Origin of the sequence: Micromonospora sp. NPDC007208, from assembly GCF_042869175.1 — a bacterium.
Taxonomy (GTDB): Bacteria; Actinomycetota; Actinomycetes; order Mycobacteriales; family Micromonosporaceae; genus Micromonospora; species Micromonospora foliorum.
In genome coordinates, this window is record NZ_JBIAFG010000002.1 from 144,180 (window position 1) to 160,439 (window position 16,260).

15 protein-coding genes are annotated in these 16,260 nt (G+C 71.4%); 14 read left to right on the forward strand and 1 reads right to left on the reverse strand.

Going from position 1 to position 16,260, the window contains the following annotated elements:
- The first annotated feature begins 9 nt into the window (after window positions 1-9).
- The 13 genes from ACFYL6_RS04120 to ahcY all read left to right on the forward strand — a co-directional run bounded on the left by ACFYL6_RS04120 (window position 10) and on the right by ahcY (window position 14,903).
- The gene (locus ACFYL6_RS04120) at window positions 10-4,095 is read left to right on the forward strand and encodes a toxin glutamine deamidase domain-containing protein (protein WP_387167162.1); all 4,086 of its coding nucleotides are present in this window, start codon (window positions 10-12) and stop codon (window positions 4,093-4,095) included.
- On the forward strand, window positions 4,067-4,354 hold the full coding sequence (locus ACFYL6_RS04125; RefSeq protein ID WP_387167164.1) for a hypothetical protein: 288 nt from the start codon (window positions 4,067-4,069) through the stop codon (window positions 4,352-4,354). Before ACFYL6_RS04120 ends, ACFYL6_RS04125 begins: the two co-directional genes overlap by 29 nt.
- Before the next feature lie 65 nt (window positions 4,355-4,419).
- Window positions 4,420-4,803 (forward strand): hypothetical protein, encoded by a 384-nt coding sequence (locus ACFYL6_RS04130; protein ID WP_387167167.1) that lies wholly within the window; start codon window positions 4,420-4,422, stop codon window positions 4,801-4,803.
- Between the two features lie 13 nt (window positions 4,804-4,816).
- Window positions 4,817-5,500 (forward strand): tetratricopeptide repeat protein, encoded by a 684-nt coding sequence (locus ACFYL6_RS04135; RefSeq protein ID WP_387167169.1) that lies wholly within the window; start codon window positions 4,817-4,819, stop codon window positions 5,498-5,500.
- A 66-nt stretch (window positions 5,501-5,566) separates the two neighbouring features.
- Complete coding sequence (locus ACFYL6_RS04140) at window positions 5,567-5,815, forward strand: hypothetical protein (RefSeq protein ID WP_387167171.1); 249 nt, start codon at window positions 5,567-5,569, stop codon at window positions 5,813-5,815.
- Window positions 5,816-5,832: 17 nt separating this feature from the next.
- Window positions 5,833-6,657, forward strand: coding sequence for an endonuclease V (locus tag ACFYL6_RS04145; protein ID WP_387167174.1), 825 nt, complete (start codon window positions 5,833-5,835; stop codon window positions 6,655-6,657).
- Between the two features lie 270 nt (window positions 6,658-6,927).
- Window positions 6,928-7,989 carry a hypothetical protein gene (locus tag ACFYL6_RS04150; protein ID WP_387167177.1) on the forward strand — a complete coding sequence of 354 codons (1,062 nt, stop codon included), beginning with the start codon at window positions 6,928-6,930 and terminating at the stop codon, window positions 7,987-7,989.
- 70 nt (window positions 7,990-8,059) lie between these two features.
- The gene (locus tag ACFYL6_RS04155; RefSeq protein ID WP_387167180.1) at window positions 8,060-9,445 is read left to right on the forward strand and encodes a phosphomannomutase/phosphoglucomutase; all 1,386 of its coding nucleotides are present in this window, start codon (window positions 8,060-8,062) and stop codon (window positions 9,443-9,445) included.
- 61 nt (window positions 9,446-9,506) lie between these two features.
- Window positions 9,507-9,692 carry a Trm112 family protein gene (locus ACFYL6_RS04160; protein ID WP_091394023.1) on the forward strand — a complete coding sequence of 62 codons (186 nt, stop codon included), beginning with the start codon at window positions 9,507-9,509 and terminating at the stop codon, window positions 9,690-9,692.
- A complete protein-coding gene (locus tag ACFYL6_RS04165) occupies window positions 9,689-10,885 on the forward strand; it encodes an SIS domain-containing protein (protein WP_091394020.1) in 1,197 nt (398 codons plus the stop codon). The genes ACFYL6_RS04160 and ACFYL6_RS04165 overlap by 4 nt, the downstream gene beginning before the upstream one ends.
- Window positions 10,886-10,952: 67 nt before the next feature.
- Window positions 10,953-11,960 (forward strand): cation diffusion facilitator family transporter, encoded by a 1,008-nt coding sequence (locus ACFYL6_RS04170; RefSeq protein ID WP_387167183.1) that lies wholly within the window; start codon window positions 10,953-10,955, stop codon window positions 11,958-11,960.
- Between the two features lie 3 nt (window positions 11,961-11,963).
- Complete coding sequence (gene manA, locus ACFYL6_RS04175; protein ID WP_387167186.1) at window positions 11,964-13,127, forward strand: mannose-6-phosphate isomerase, class I; 1,164 nt, start codon at window positions 11,964-11,966, stop codon at window positions 13,125-13,127.
- Window positions 13,128-13,403: 276 nt separating this feature from the next.
- Window positions 13,404-14,903: an adenosylhomocysteinase gene (ahcY, locus tag ACFYL6_RS04180; protein WP_387167189.1), complete on the forward strand. Its 1,500-nt coding sequence runs from the start codon at window positions 13,404-13,406 to the stop codon at window positions 14,901-14,903.
- A gap of 113 nt (window positions 14,904-15,016) precedes the next feature.
- On the opposite strand, the gene ACFYL6_RS04185 is transcribed toward ahcY, so the two are convergent.
- On the reverse strand, window positions 15,017-15,175 hold the full coding sequence (locus ACFYL6_RS04185; RefSeq protein ID WP_387167192.1) for a hypothetical protein: 159 nt from the start codon (window positions 15,173-15,175) through the stop codon (window positions 15,017-15,019).
- 172 nt (window positions 15,176-15,347) lie between these two features.
- Between ACFYL6_RS04185 and efeU the strand changes: the two genes are divergently transcribed.
- A complete protein-coding gene (gene efeU, locus ACFYL6_RS04190; protein WP_387167195.1) occupies window positions 15,348-16,247 on the forward strand; it encodes an iron uptake transporter permease EfeU in 900 nt (299 codons plus the stop codon).
- The last annotated feature ends 13 nt before the right edge of the window (window positions 16,248-16,260 follow it).

Sequence of the window (16,260 nt, forward strand, 5' to 3'; positions counted from 1 at the left end):
GCGATTTCGATGAGCGTGCTGCCGAGTCCCATCCCGCACCCACTGGACTACGCGCCGTGGGACGTGCCCGGCTGGATCTACCAGGCCCTCGACTGGGTGGTCGGCGTGCAGTGGCCGGAGGGCAACGAACGAGCCGTCTGGGACGTCGCCGACCAGTGGTACGCGGTCGCCTCCGTGCTCGCCGGGCCGCGCGCCGACGCCGCCGCGGCCGCCGTCGAGGTGCACAACGGGTACGGCGCTGTCGGGGCGGTCGACGCGGCGTTCGAGGCGGCCTGGCGGGGGATCGCCGAGGGCGCCGACGCCCCCCTGCCCGTGCTGCTCGCGGTCACGGCCGACCTGGGTCGACTGGTCGAGGAGTGCGGTTGCGACATCGAGGGCGCCAAGCTGGAAGTCTGGATCGAGCTGGGCATCCTGGTCATCGAACTGCTCACCGTGGCGGTGGCAGCCGTGTTGACCGCCGGTGCCGCAACCCCGGCCGCCGGCGCGGCGATCACCGCGGCGCGACTGCTGGTTCAACAGATCTTCAAGCGGCTGATGGGCCAACTGGCCAGCAAATCCCTCAAGCACGGACTCAAGGAGGCCGGCGAGCGGGCCGCCAAGGAGGTCGCCCGAGGCGGTGCACGCGGGCTCGCCAAGCGGGCCGCCCGTGAAGGGCTGGAGGAGGCCACCGAGGAGGCCGGGGTCACCCTGGCCACCCAGGCGTACCAGAACTCCACCGGGCGGGCACACGGCCTGGACCTCACCGATCTCGGGGCGTCGGCGGTCGGCGGGCTCGCCGGCGGGGCGGCGGCGCCGCTGGCCGGCCTGGGCCGGCACGCGACCGGGCGAGCGGCGAAGGTCGGGGAGCACCTGGGTCGCGAGATGACCGGCGAGGTGCTCGCCGACAGCGCGGCCAGTCTGGCCACCGGTCAGGGCCTGACCTCCATGGAGGACGTGGCGCGTGCCGCCGCGTCCGGGGCCACCGGTTCGGCGACCGGCCAGACCGACCACGCGCTCCGCGCCCGGCTCGACGCGCAGGCCAACGCCCTCGCCGGAGCGTCGTTCGCGGGTCCCTACCTTCCGTCCGTGCTGCCTGTCACGGGAGATGCGGCCTCGGCGGGAGCGTCTTCCTCCTCGGCGATCTCGTCCGCGGGGTCCGCCAGTGGTGTGGCCTCGGGTGGTCTGGTTACGGCTTCCGGCGTTCCGGTGCAGGCGACGGAGGCCATCGCCGCGTCGGCGCCGAACCAGCCGGCTGCGCCGACGCCCCCGGGCATCGAGCAGTCACGGGGAGCCGGGCTGGCGCCTCCGCTAGCGCCCGACGTGCACACGTCGGCACCGATGCCGGTAGGTGCCGTGTCCGACGTGGACGTGGTGGACCATTCGGTACGCGTGTCCGAGGCGACGCCGTCGACGGACGGGCCGTTCGGGGAGACGCACCCCGTCACGGTCGACGCCACGCTCTCCGCGGTGAACCCGGCCATGTCGGCGGTGGGTGCCGATCCGGCTACGTCGGTGGGTGCTGATCCGGCTACGTCGGGGGTGGGTGCCGATCCGGGCCGGTCGGCGGCGGGTGCTGATCCGAGGCTTTCGTCGGTGACCGTCGACCCGAGGCTCTCGTCGGCGGCCGCGCCCGTGGCCGGTCCCCTCGAATCGGGCGGCGGGCCGGCTGCCACCGGTGCGCCACCGGCCCACCCCGGCAGCTCGCCGCACGCCACGACCTCCGGACCGACCACCTGGTCACCGGCGGTCGGCCCCTCCGCCCCCACGGTCACCCCAGGCTCGGCGGCGCCGGTCACCTCCGGCGTCCCGACCACCACCAACGGGCCACTGCCGGTCGCCTCCACCCCACCGGTGGTCGGTCGGTTCGCCGTGCCGTCGCGTGTTCCGACGCGGGAGACGCCGGCACCGGTGCGAGCGCCCGACCATCCGGCGCGGGGAAGGGCGTCGATCCCCGTCGACGTCGCCGCGTTCGGTGCCCCGTCGGTGCGTGAGCCCGAGACCGACGACTCGTACGCGGCGCAGTGGGCAGCCGCGGCGGAAGCCGCCGAGCGTCGGCGCTACCAGGACCACTACGAATCGCTGCGGATCGGGTTCGAGAACAACCGCCGGCAGGCCGAGGCCGCCCGACTGCGCACCCGTGCCGCGGAGCACGATCGTCGAGCCGTCGAGTACGCCAGCTACGCCCGACAGCTGCACCAGGCCGGCAACCGGCAGTGGGCCGACGGCTGGCAACGCGCCGCGAACGAGGAGACTCGCGCGTACTCCGAATGGCGTGACCTGGCAGACGCGGTGCTGGCCGGCAGCACGGCCCCGCCGGTCGTGGACATCAGCGCCACCTTCGAGCACGCCAACCGGGACGTGGGCGCGCTCGCGCTCGGCGCGGTGGAGACCACCGGCCCGTCCAGGCTCACCGGCGACGACCATCCGCCGCCGATCGACGACTCCCGGCCGTACGGGCGGCCCGGAGGACTCCGGCCGCCGCTCGCCCTGCACCAGGTCGACGTCGAACGGCAGATGCCCCGCGAGCTGGACGGCACCGTCACCCGCACCCCCGACCCCCGACAGGGCGGCTGGTTCCGGCTGCTCAACGACGGCGGTCCCGCAGCCGACGCCACCCGGGGCATCAACTGCCTGGACTGCACGCTGTCGCTGTTCGAGACGTGGGTGCACGGCCGGCCCCGGGTGTCGGCGCCGCGTACCTTCGACGGCTACCTCGACGGTGACATCCGGCGCCCCATCCGTGGCGAGGCGGGCGGCCCGGGCCGGGTCGAGGACGTGACCGGGGGGCGCTTCCAGCAACTCCTCGCCCCGGCGTCCAACCAACGTCCGGACGCCGCCCAGGCGCGGCAGGCCGCCGACCGGGGCTACCGCAACCTGCACGACCAACTCCTGCTGGGCGGCCACGGCAGCTACTCGTTCCTGGTCACCGAGTGGGCGCACGGTGGCTCGCACGCCTGGGTGGCGCTCAACCAGAACGGCACGGTGCTCTACGTGGACCCGCAGAACGGCGTGGTCCGGGACCGGCCGCTCTACCCCGACGTGGTCGGCATCGACGCGCTGGTGCTGAGCGGCGACGGCCGACCGATGCCGCTCGGCGGCCTGCCCCGAGGCCGGTTCAGCGAGCGGCCCGACCTGCCGGATCACCCGCCGACGCACGACGACGGCGGCCACGGCGACCCGTACATCAACCGGATGTACCTGCTCCTCGACGGCCCTGGCTCTTCGGGTGCGGCTTCCGGCCGGGCCGAATCGGGTGATGTTGCTCAGTCAACGCCCAACCTCGCCCAGCTCACGACTACCGAGCTGGCGGTACTGACGGAACTCCGGGAGCGTGCTCTGGGCGCTGCTGACCGCGTCGAGGATGCTCTGGCTCAGGTCGGGCAGAACGTGACCGACGCGCTCGGCCTGAGCGACCCAATCCACCTACGGGACCGCGAGTATCGCGTCAAGGGGCTGGAATCGCTGGCTCGGAAGTACCTCGACGAGGCCCGCGTCGCCACGATCGACGCAACGGACTTCGTGGCAAGCGTCAATGACGTCCTGAGGTTCTGCTTTGAGCTGCCGTCAGGCCGGCACTACAGCAACGCCGTCGACCTGGTTCTTGCCGGTCTCACCGAAGCTGGTTTCTCAGTGCCGACGTCAGCCTGCAAAAACTTCTGGCACGAGGGAAACCGATTCTACGGACTCAACTGCACACTTCGTTCCCCCGACGGGATGCTGATCGAGTTGCAATTGCACACTTCGGTGTCGCGAGAAGCGTGGCTGACCACCCATGAGGAGTACGAAGTTTTGCGGCGTCCGTCGAACAGTCCCGAACGACGAGTCGACGCGCTTCTGCGGATGCTCAGTGCGAACCGCGCACGTGGCCTGCCGGATGCGTTGCCGGGCGGGCTCGATCTCCGCTTTCCGGCCAAGGACGCCACCTTCGCCAAGTGGATCAGCCAGAACGCCGACGTCTGGCGCGAGTACCGCGCCTGGCTGACTCGCCAAGGGACAAGCCTCGCACAGGTGGTGCAAGGGCTGGGGCTAAGGTCTCGTGACTTCCCCATAGCGCCGCAGGTAGCCGAAGAGTTGGAGCAGGAGATTGTTGAGCTACTACGTGATCTACCGGGTTGATGAGCAGAGCGGGCCGGCGGGCCTCTTCGTCATGGATGCGGGCCTAGGTCAGGCCGTTCTCTGGGATCATCGCGCCCGAGCGTGGGCCTATGATCCCGGACTTGTAGTGCGCTTCCTCGATGACTATCGGAATGCGGACCGTTACAAGAACGTGAGCCGCGCTGACGCTGAGGCGGTGGTTGACGCAGTCACCGGTGGTGAGAAGTTGCCTGACGAAGGTTCAATCCGCGCCATGTTCAAGGGCGGCGGCGATCGCTGAGGTGGTGAATCCTCATGGGCGGAGGGCTTTCCCTCCCTTCGTATTATCTCTACTACCAATCGCCGGTGAAGATCGTCGAGACTCCCGACGGCGGTGCCAGGGTCTGGCGGCTGTCTATCGACTCTGGAGGTTGGCATGAGAAGAACGAACTCTTTGTTGAGATAACGCTAGACATCGGAGGCGACGTATTTCGTCGTACCGCAGAGGACTTCGTGCAGGAGGTAGAGCGTTTCCGGGCGCACTATCTCGAGGGCGAAGGTCCGATCTTCGCGCTGTACGAGACGGTGCAGGCGGTCAGGGACGTGGCGAAGGCCGAAGATCGTCACCTGACGCCGAAGGAGCAGGCGCTCATTCGCGGGATCCGGCAGCGGACGTTCGTCATGTTCGAGGAGCAGCTCCGTGCGGCCGGTGATCCTGGCGCGGACCCTGATATAGCGAGAGTGGCGTAGGCATGCTTCGCCGATGGACAGACGGAAGGGGTGGCCGCTGATGGCCGAAGGACTCGACGCTCGGCTGGTACGGGCGCAGGTGCGGTACGAGCAGGCGGTCTTCGGTGGCGACGCGAAGTCGTTGGACGAGGCGGAGCGGGATCTCACCGCGCTGGACGCGGATGTGGCGTTGGCCCGGGGGCGGCTTCTGCACGCCCGTTTCCTGGATACCGGGTTGGAGGACGCGGAGGAACTGCCGCTCTTCGAGCGGGCGGCCCGGCTGTACCAGGAGTTGGGTGACGCCCGTGGTGAGGGCGAGTCGCTTTTCTGGGTGGGCACGGTCCACCAGGTGATTCGGCAGGACCAGGCGTCCGCTGACCCGGCCTTCGCCCGGGCGTGCGAGTTGGCTACCGCGGCGGGGGATGAGCTGACGCTGTCGTACGTGCTGCGGCACCTCTGTTTCGGCGAGCAGGCCGCCGGTCGTGTCGACGGGGCGCGGGAGTTGCTGACGGAGTCGACCCGGTTGCGTCGGAAGTTGTCCTTCACCGCGGGAGTCGCGGCGAATCTGATCGGTCTGGCGGATCTCGCCGCCAGCGACGGTGATCGGGATGCTGCCCGTGAGTTGCTAAACGAGGCGGCCGGGCTCGCGGCCGACAGCGGCGCGCACGGGGTTGGCCGGTGGGTCGAGGAGGCCCGCGACGAGTTGGGGCTTGCCTGACCGCGGGTCGCCGTGTCGTGAACGGCGATCGGTGAGGGCCTGGCGGAGCACGAATAAGATCGACGCATGGCGAGATCCGGTACGCAGAGCATCAGGCCCACTGTCTGGGCCTGGCCGGTTGGCATCCTGATCGGCCTGGCGATCGGCATTCCCGTCTTCGGGCCGAAGGGTGGCGTCGCGTTCGGTGTCGCCCTCGGCATTGCCTTCGCGCTCGGCCTGGGCGCGATCAGGAACCGGGCCGACGGTGACCCTGCCCGGGGTGGCCCGGGCGGCAGCGCCGCCGGGGATGGCATCGACGCCTCCGGCCGAAGGTGATCGACTCGGGTTCCTTGATGTCGGGGCATCCGGACGCGTGGGACAGCCCGACTTCCGTGAACCCGAGTGGATCATCGCGAGCGCCGGGCACGCCGGGCACGCCGGTCACGCCGGGCGCGAGGGCCACGCCGGGCGCGGGGATCGCGGGGCCGGGCAGTGTTGCCGAAGCGGTGGCCGTACAGGAGGAGTTGCGGTCGCTGGTGGACCTGGTCGGGCCGGGGCCGAGCGCGCCCGCGACGGTGGCCGGCCTGGACGTCGCGTACGCCGAGGGTGGTGACCGTCCGTCCCGGAGCCGCCCCCGCCAGGTCCTGCTGGCGGCGGCCGTGACGGTCCTGGATGCCCGGACTCTGGCGGTGGTCGACTCGGCGGTCGGTGTGGGACGACCCGCTTTCGACTATGTGCCGGGGTTGTTCGCCTTCCGTGAGTTGCCCGCGTTGCTCGGTGCGCTCGACCGGCTCACCACCATTCCGGACCTGCTGGTCTGCGACGGGCACGGGCTGGCCCATCCGCGCCGGTTCGGGCTCGCGTGCCACCTCGGGGTGGTCACCGGGTTGCCCGCGATCGGGGTGGGGAAGACGCCACTGGTCGGGACGTGGGATCCGCCTTCCGCCGAGCGGGGTTCCTGGTCGCCGTTGCGCGACGGTGGTGACGTCGTCGGTCGGGTGCTGCGGACCCGGGACGGGGTGAAGCCGGTCTTCGTCAGCGTCGGCCATCGGATGAGCCTGGAGAACGCGACAGCGCAGGTGCTCGCGTTGACGCCCCGCTACCGCCTGCCGGAGACGACCCGCACCGCGGACCGTCTCTGCCGCGACGCCCTCGCCGAGGCCGAGCGGCCCGGCTGACCGACGGAGCAAGGCTGACCGACGGAGCAAGGCTCACCCACGGAGCAAGGCTGACCGGTGGAGCAAGGCCGGCTGAGTAGCGGAGCCAGGCTGGCTGACTGGCGCAGCGGGACGGCTGATCGGCTGGTCAGTCCGGCAAACAGCAGGTCGGCGGGTCGGCCGGTAAACCGTAACGCCGCGCACATCCGGGCCGCTCTATGACCGATGGGTTAGGTGGGCCGGTAGTAGCCTGACCCGCGGACCCCACCCGGGGAGAACGGCGAGGTGATCATGACAGTGCGTCGACGCGTGGCACGGCTCGCGGCGGTCTGCGGTCTGGCGGGCGGCCTGGTGATGCTCGGTGCGTCGCCGGCGCTGGCCGACGAGGACTCGGTCCGGGTGGGCGCCGCCAGCAGCTTCGCCGCCGGTGGTTCCGCGCAGGGGGTGAACGTCGCGGTGCGCAAGCGCACCGACGGGTGCGTCCTGCTGCGTACCGCGCTGAGCTTCAGCCTGGCGGGTCTCCAGCCGAACCAGGTGGCGGTCGAGGTCAACGCGGGCGGGCGCTGGTTCCCGGTGGCCGTCAGCGGTGGCACCGGCAGCGTGTCGACCGCGCAGACGTCACCCCTGAAGCCGACGCTGTGCAAGGGCAAGGGCATCACGGTGCGCTACCGGGTGGGGTTCGCGGCAGGTGCGCCCGGCGGCCGTCTCGTGGTCACCGGTGCTGGCGTCAGCGCCGCCGGCCAGACGCTGGGTCACGCCACCGACGCGGCGCGGGTGACCGGAGCGCGGGTCACTCCGTCGCCGACTCCGTCGCGGTCGAAGAAGCCGACGCCCACCCCGAGCCCGACCGAGGTCGCGACCGTCGACGACGCGGTGAACCCGGCGGCGCTGGGCGGGGTGTCCGGCGCGCCGAACACCACGGCGACTGCCGCCGAATCGTCCGGAGGAGGATCGCCGGTGATGTACTTCGGCGTTGTGCTGGTGGCGGTTGGACTGCTGCTCATCGTGCTGCTCGTTCGTCGCTCGCGGCAGGACCGGAAGCCGTCCGACGACGGGCCCGGGACCCTGCCGGGCAACCCCGGCGGCACCACCTACCGCGCCGGAGGTGGGTTGCCGGCCGCGCCCGGTCGCCCCGGCCAGGTGTACGGCCAGCAGCCGCCGGCCGCCGGTTGGGGTGGTCCGGTGCCGTCCCCGCGTCCCGCCACCGGCGGGGTCTACGGCGTCCGGCCGGACGCCCCCGGTCCCGTGCCGGAGGCGACGCAGCCGATGCCGGGTCGGCCCGACGGTCGGCCGGGTGACCCGCCGGCCGACGGGGGCGGGCACACCGTCTTCATGCCCCGGCTCCCCGGCTGAGCGGAGTACGGCCGGGCCCCTCCGTTAGGCTCAGGATCGGTGTCTAACCTGCGGCCAAGGAGTGGAACACGTGTCTGATCTGTCCCAGATCGTGAAGGCGTACGACGTCCGCGGGACGGTGCCGGACCAGTGGGACGAACGGGTCGCCGAGGCACTGGGAGCCGCCTTCACCCAACTGCTCAACTCCACCGACGAGCCGGGCGACGCGGTCGTCGTCGGGTACGACATGCGGGCCACCTCGCCCGGCCTGGCCGCCGCCTTCGCCACCGGCGTACGCGCCGAGGGGCGCTCGGTGATCGAGATCGGCCTCGCCTCCACCGACCTGCTCTACTACGCGTCCGGCTCGCTCGACCTGCCCGGCGCGATGTTCACCGCCAGCCACAACCCCGCGCAGTACAACGGCATCAAGATGTGCCGCTCCGGTGCCCGCCCGATCGGCCAGGAGAGCGGTCTGGCCGAGATCCGGGAGCGGGCCCAGGCCCTCCTGGACTCGGGCGACGCCCGTCCCGCCGGTGCGCCGACCCGGCCCGCCGAGCGGCGCGACCTGCTCCCCGACTACGCCGGCTACCTGCGCAAGCTGGTCGACCTCTCGGGCATCCGACCGTTGAAGGTGGTCGTCGACGCCGGCAACGGCATGGGCGGCTTCACCGTCCCGACCGTGCTGGGCGACGCGGCCCTGTCGCCGCTGCCGCTGGAGATCGTGCCGCTCTACTTCGAGTTGGACGGCTCCTTCCCCAACCACGAGGCCAATCCACTGGACCCGGCGAATCTGGTCGACCTCCAGCGCGCGGTGGTCGAGCACGGGGCCGACATCGGGTTGGCCTTCGACGGTGACGCCGACCGGTGCTTCGTGGTGGACGAGCGCGGCGAGCCGGTCTCACCGTCGGCCATCACCGCCCTCGTCGCCGCCCGTGAGCTGGCCAAGCACCCGGGTTCCACGGTGATCCACGGCCTGATCACCTCCAGCGCGGTCGCGGAGATCATCCGGGAGCACGGTGGGCAGCCGGTCGTCGCCCGGGTCGGGCACTCCTTCATCAAGGCGGAGATGGCCCGCACCAACGCCGTCTTCGGCGGCGAGCACTCCGCGCACTACTACTTCCGGGACTTCTGGTTCGCCGACACCGGGATGCTCGCGGCGATGCACACCTTGGCCGCACTGGGCGAGCAGTCGCTGCCGCTGTCCGTGTTGGCCGGTGAGTACGAGCGCTACATCGCCTCCGGTGAGATCAACTCGACGGTGGCCGACCAGGCGGCCGCGGTGGCCGAGGTGCGCGCCGCGTACTCCGACGCGGTGGCCGACGAGATGGACGGGCTCACCCTGCGTTTCCCCGACGGCGCCTGGTTCAACCTGCGCGCCTCCAACACGGAGCCGCTGTTGCGGCTCAACGTCGAGGCGCCGACCCGGGATCGGATGGTCTCGCTCCGGGACGACGTGCTCGACCGCGTTCGCCGATAAGATCGCCTGCGCCGGTCGGCACCGCCGTCGGTCAAGCCGCACACGTGGAAGGAGCCGCGCCATGGCCCTGGATCCGCAGTTGCTCGAGATCCTTGCCTGTCCGGACACGCACCACGCCCCGCTCACCTACGACGCCGAGGCGCAGACGTTGACCTGCACGGAGTGCGGCCGGATCTTCGAGGTCCGCGACGACGTGCCGGTGCTGCTGCTCGACGAGGCGCGCGGCGGCCCCGGGCAGTCCTCATGATCGACGGTACGGCCGGGGTCAGCGGACGTCGGGACGCCGACGAGGCCCTGCTCGACAACCCGCAGGCGTTGGCCGAGGCCGACCCGGGCGGGATGCTCAGGCACACGGCGTCGGCCGGTGCGCAGGTTCGGGAGAGCGCCGCACTGGCGGCCGAGGCGAACCTGGCCGTGCTCGCCGACGACGGGCGGCCCCGAGCCGTCGTGATCGCCGGCATCGGCACCGCGGGGCGTACCGGTGACGTGCTGGCCACGGTCGCCGGGCCGCGCTGCCCGGTCCCGATCATCGGGCACCGCAGCGCTGGCGTACCCGGTTGGGTGGGCGCGGCCGACGTGGTGATCGCGGTGAGCGCGTCCGGACGTAGCCCGGAGGCGCTCGGCGCCGCCGAGGCGGCCCACCGGCGTGGTGCCCGACTCGTCGCCGTGGGTGCCCCGGACTCGCAGTTGCAGTCGATCGCCGAGCAGGCTCGGGCGCCGTTCATTCCGGTGCCCCGGCGTGCCCCGGCCCGGGCCAGTCTCTGGGCGCTCACCGTGCCGGTCCTGCTCGCCGCCCGTTCCCTCGGGCTGGTGAAGGTCAACGAGGCGGACCTGGCCGAGACCGCGGCCCGGCTCGACGCGGACGCCGACCGCTGCCGCTCCGCCGCGGAGTCCTTCGTCAACCCGGCCAAGTCGCTGGCACTGGGTCTGGCCGGTTCGATCCCGATCGTCTGGGGCTCGTCTCCGCTGGCCACGGTGGCGGCCCGCCGGTTCGGCGACACGCTGTCGGCCAACGCCCGCTATCCGGTGGTCACCGGTGCGCTGGGTGAGGCCGGGCGGGGTCGCGTCGGGCTGCTCGACGGCGTCTTCGGCGGCCTGGCCGAGGGGGAGCGGGACATCTTCGCCGACCCGGCCGAGGACGACGGCGAGGGCACCCGGCTGCGGTTGGTGCTGCTGCGCGACGGCGGGCTCAACGCCGAGGACGACACCGACGAGCCGCTCGCCGTCGAGGAGCGCCGCGCGGACGCGGTGCAGACCCTCGCGGAGCGTCGTGGCGTGCGGTGCGACGTGGTGACCGCCGAGGGTGGCTCCGCCCTGGAACGGCTGGCGTCGCTGATCGCCGTTCCGGATTTCGCCTCGATCTACCTTGCTCTGGCACACGGGCTGGACCCGATGGCCGTGCCGGCCATCACCGAGATGAAGGAGCTGTCGAACCAGTGAACGAACGTAGGGGGCGGCGCGCCATGCGCGGACCGGGCGGCTTCGTGCGGCGAAGCGGAGCGGTGGCATGAGCGCCAACGGTGGGACGAAGGCGATTGTCGCCGCCCTACTGGCCAACATCGGCATCGCCGTCACCAAGTTCATCGCGTTCCTGCTCTCCGGCTCGTCGTCGATGCTGGCCGAGGCGGTCCACTCGGTCGCCGACTCCGGTAACCAGGGCCTGCTGCTGCTCGGTGGCAAGCGGGCGAAGCGCGCGGCCACCCCGGAACACCCGTTCGGGTACGGCCGGGAGCGCTACATCTACGCGTTCATCGTGTCCATCGTGCTGTTCAGCATCGGTGGCCTGTTCGCGCTCTACGAGGCGTACCACAAGTGGGACCACAAGGAGGGCATCACGTCCTGGCACTGGTTGCCGGTGGTGGTGCTGGTGACGGCGATAATCTTGGAGTCGTTCTCCTTCCGGACCGCCATCAAGGAGTCCAACCACGTCCGGGGCAACCAGTCCTGGGTGCGCTTCATTCGCCGGGCCAAGGCCCCGGAGCTGCCGGTGGTGCTGCTGGAAGACTTCGGCGCCCTGGTCGGTCTGGTGTTCGCGCTCTTCGGCGTCGGCATGACCCTGATCACCGGCAACGGCCGGTGGGACGCCGCCGGCACCGCGATGATCGGCATCCTGCTCGTCGTCATCGCCGTCGTGCTGGCCATCGAGACGAAGAGCCTGCTGCTCGGTGAGGGCGCCGAGGCGTCCGAGCTGGCCGCCATCGAGCGGGCCGTCACCGACGGCCCCGAGGTGGAGCGGATCATCCACATGAAGACGCTCTACCTGGGCCCGGAAGAGCTGATGGTGGCCGCCAAGATCGCCGTCCCGGAGTGGGAGACCGCCCACGACCTGGCGCGCGGCATCAACGCCGTGGAGGCGCGGATCCGCGCCGCGGTGCCGATCGCCCGGGTGATCTACCTGGAGCCGGACGTCTACAGCGCCGCCGCCGCCGAGGCCGGCACCGGTGCCGCCGCCGACACCGCCGTGCCGCAGCCGCAGGACGCGTCGGGCGAGGCGGCCGGGCGGCCCGGGGGCTGACGGGTGGAGCCACTGTACGGGCCGATCCGGGACTACGCCTGGGGCTCGCGCTCGGCCATCGCCCTCCTCCAGGGGCGGTCGGTGCCGAGCGCGGGTCCGGAGGCGGAGCTGTGGTTGGGGGCCCACCCGGGCGCCCCGGCCCACGTGGACCGCGCCGGTCTGCGGGTGAGCCTCTGTGATCTGGTGCGGGACGAACCCGGGCAGTGGCTCGGGCAGCGGGTGTCCGAGCGGTTCGGTAGCCGGCTGCCGTTCCTGCTCAAGGTGCTCGCGGCCGACTCTCCGCTGAGCCTGCAGGCCCACCCGGACGCCGAGCAGGCGCAAGCCGGCTACGCGGCGGAGGCGGGGCGCCCGGAGGGGCAGCGCAACTACTCCGATCCGCACCACAAGCCGGAGTTGCTGGTCGCGCTCACCCCGTTCGAGGCGCTGTGCGGGTTCCGGGATCCAGTGGAGTCGGCCGAGGCGCTCGCCGCGTTCGGCGTACCGGCGTTGGCGCCGGTGGTCGCCGCCTTGCGGACCGGGCCGGCGGGGTTGCGGACGGCGGTGCGGACGCTGCTCGGCTGGCCTGTCGCCACGCGTCACGACCTGCTGGCTGCCGTGCTGGCATCGCCGGCCGACGGCCCGGACGCGGAGTTGACCCGCCGGCTGGCCGAGGCTTACCCGGGGGATCCCGGTGCGCTTGTCGCGCTGCTGTTGCACCACGTGCGGCTGGTTGCGGGGGAGGCGATCTGGATGCCCGCCGGCAACCTGCACGCCTACCTGAGCGGCTGCGGGGTGGAGATCATGGCGGCCAGCGACAACGTGCTGCGCGGTGGCCTGACCCCGAAGCGGGTGGACGTCGACGAGTTGTTGAAGGTGCTGCGCTTCGAGGTGCTCGACGATCCGGTGCGGGCCCCGGAGCCGGTCGGCCCGGGCGTGGACTGGTGGCCCGTGCCGGTGGACGACTTCGCGCTGCACCGGGTACGGGTCGACGCGGCGGTGCCCTCGGTGACGCTGCCGCTGCCCGGCCCCCGGGTGGTGCTCTGCGCGGGCGGCTCGATCACCGTGGACGACGGCGCCGGAGCGTTGACGCTGGCCTCCGGCGAGGCGGCGATCGGTACGTCGTCCGACGCGGCTCTGCGCATCGACGGCGCCGGGGTGGCGTTCGTGGCGACGTCCGGGCTGCGCTGACCCTCCGCCGGAACGACACAAGTCCGACTTTCCCGGAATAGCTTGACGCTGCCCTGCCTGAGTGTGACTCTATGGGTACGCAGCGTTATCGCGACGACGGTCCGAGAACGTGCGGGGGAACCAAACCGGGGGGATGCGCGGGGCGGGCGGGACGTGGGCGGGAAGGTCCGTCCATCACCGACCGCCCCGTGCGCTGTCCGCGGACCGTGCCTGGTGCCCGTCGTCGACGCGCGTAAGGTGGAGGGTCGGCGCAGACATCGTTCGACAGGAGCTTTCATGACCAGCACCCTCCCGGCGTCCGCTAGCGGCACGCCGTCCGAGGCCCGGCCGAGCACGCTCGCCGACGGCGACTTCAAGGTGGCGGATCTGTCGCTCGCCGAGTTCGGGCGTAAAGAGATCCAGCTCGCCGAGCACGAGATGCCCGGCCTGATGTCGATCCGTCGAGAGTTCGCCGAGGCGCAGCCGCTCGCCGGCGCGCGGATCACCGGCTCGCTGCACATGACCATCCAGACCGCCGTCCTGATCGAGACGCTGGTCGCGCTCGGCGCGCAGGTGCGCTGGGCGTCCTGCAACATCTTCTCCACCCAGGACCACGCCGCCGCGGCGATCGTCGTCGGCCCGGACGGCACCCCCGAAGCCCCCGCCGGCGTCCCGGTGTACGCCTGGAAGGGCGAGACCCTGCCGGAGTACTGGTGGTGCACCGAGCAGGTGCTCGCCTGGCCGGACGGGCAGGGCCCCAACATGATCCTCGACGACGGCGGCGACGCCACCCTGCTCGTACACAAGGGTGCCGAGTTCGAGCGGGCCGGGGCGGTCCCGCCGGTCGAGTCCGCCGACTCCGAGGAGTACGCGGTCATCCTCGAGCTGCTGCACCGCTCGCTCGGCGAGGACGGCCAGCGCTGGACCCGGATCTCCGCCGGCATCAAGGGCGTGACCGAGGAGACCACCACCGGTGTGCACCGGCTCTACGAGATGCACCGGGCGGGCACCCTGCTCTTCCCGGCGATCAACGTCAACGACTCGGTGACCAAGAGCAAGTTCGACAACAAGTACGGCTGCCGGCACTCGCTCATCGACGGCATCAACCGCGCCACCGACGTGCTGATCGGCGGCAAGATGGCGGTCGTCATGGGCTACGGCGACGTGGGCAAGGGTTGCGCCGAGTCGCTGCGCGGCCAGGGCGCCCGGGTCGTGGTGACCGAGGTGGACCCGATCTGCGCGTTGCAGGCCGCGATGGACGGCTACCAGGTCGCCACCCTGGACGACGTGGTCGAGCAGGCCGACATCTTCATCACCGCCACCGGCTGCTTCGACGTCATCACCAACGAGCACATGGCCCGGATGAAGCACCAGGCCATCGTCGGCAACATCGGCCACTTCGACAACGAGATCGACATGGCCGGGCTGGCCAAGCGTTCCGACGTCGAGCGGATCAACATCAAGCCGCAGGTCGACCTGTGGCGCTTCGCCGACGGGCACGCGATCATCGTGCTCTCCGAGGGCCGCCTGCTGAACCTCGGCAACGCGACCGGGCACCCGAGCTTCGTGATGTCGAACTCGTTCGCCAACCAGACGATCGCCCAGATCGAGCTCTTCACCAAGACCGAGGAGTACCCGATCGGCGTCTACGTGCTGCCCAAGCACCTGGACGAGAAGGTGGCCCGGCTGCACCTCGGCGCCCTCGGCGCCAAGCTGAGCACGCTGACCAAGGAGCAGGCCGCCTACCTCGGCGTCTCCACGGAGGGTCCGTTCAAGCCGGATCACTACCGCTACTGATCGACATCTCCGGACCGGGTCGGCTGTTCGCAGCCGGCCCGGTTCGTCGTCTCCGCCGCCGGTTCGTCGTCTCCGCCGCCGGTTCGGCGGGCTCAGCGTCCTCTGCCGGCGGGTCAGCCCGAGCGAGGGCCGCGCCGGGTGGGCCGGAACCACGTCCAGAGGCACCAGACCAGCCAGCCGACCGACACGACGGTGGCCAGCGCCCGCAGGCGTAGCGCGCTGAGCAGCAGCACCACGGCCAGCACCGTCAACCACGGCAGGAATCCCCTCACGGCGGGGATCCTTCCACAGCCGACCGGCACCCGGCCGGCCGCCGGTCGGCTGCCGGGCCTCGACACGGGCTTAGTGAGCTTGTCGTGGACGACTTGACGAAGGCCCTGAGCAGGGAGGAAGGTATGCCTGCCCTAAGTCAGCCAAGGCGTGCCTAACCTACTCGGAGCTCGGATGTTCGCCACCTATCTGATCGGCCTGCGGGAAGGGCTGGAAGCCACCCTGGTGGTCAGCATCCTGGTCGCCTTCCTGGTGAAGTCGCAGCGCCGGGACCGGTTGCCGCAGGTCTGGGCGGGCGTCGGCCTGGCCGTGGCGCTCTCGGTGCTCTTCGGCTGGCTGATCGAGTACACGTCGACCTCGCTGCTGGCCCGTTCCGAGGACCGGGAGTTGTTCGAGGCGATCACCTCGGTCGCCGCCGTGGTCTTCGTGACCTGGATGATCTTCTGGATGCGCCGGGCCGCCCGGACCATCGCCGGCGAACTGCGGGGCAAGCTCACCGAGGCGCTGGCCGTCGGGTCTCTCGCCGTCGCCGGAATGGCCTTCCTCGCGGTGATCCGCGAGGGCCTGGAGACCGCGCTGATCTTCTACTCGGCCGCCCAGGGCGCGGCCGGCGACAGCGGCCCGCTGCTCGCGTTGATCGGCGGCATCGTCACCGCCGTGGTCCTCGGCGTGCTGCTCTACGCCAGCGCCCTGCGAATCAACCTCAGCAAGTTCTTCACCTGGACCGGCGCGCTGCTGATCCTGGTCGCCGCCGGCATCCTCAAGTACGGCGTGCACGACTTCCAGGAGGCCGGTGTCCTGCCCGGTCTGAACGACCTGGCCTTCGACATCACCAGCGTGCTCGACCCGACCACCTGGTACGCGGCTCTGCTCGCCGGCATGTTCAACGTGACTCCCGCGCCCACCGTGCTGGAGACGATCGCCTGGGTCGCGTACGCCGTACCGGTGCTCCTGCTCTTCCTGCGACCGGCCCGGCGTAAGCCGGTACCCACCGCGACCACCACCACCGTCACCGAGCGCGGGGCCGACACCGGCGCCGAGGCCGAGGCGGCGTCCACGCCGCAGCGTGCCTGACCCACGAGGAGAG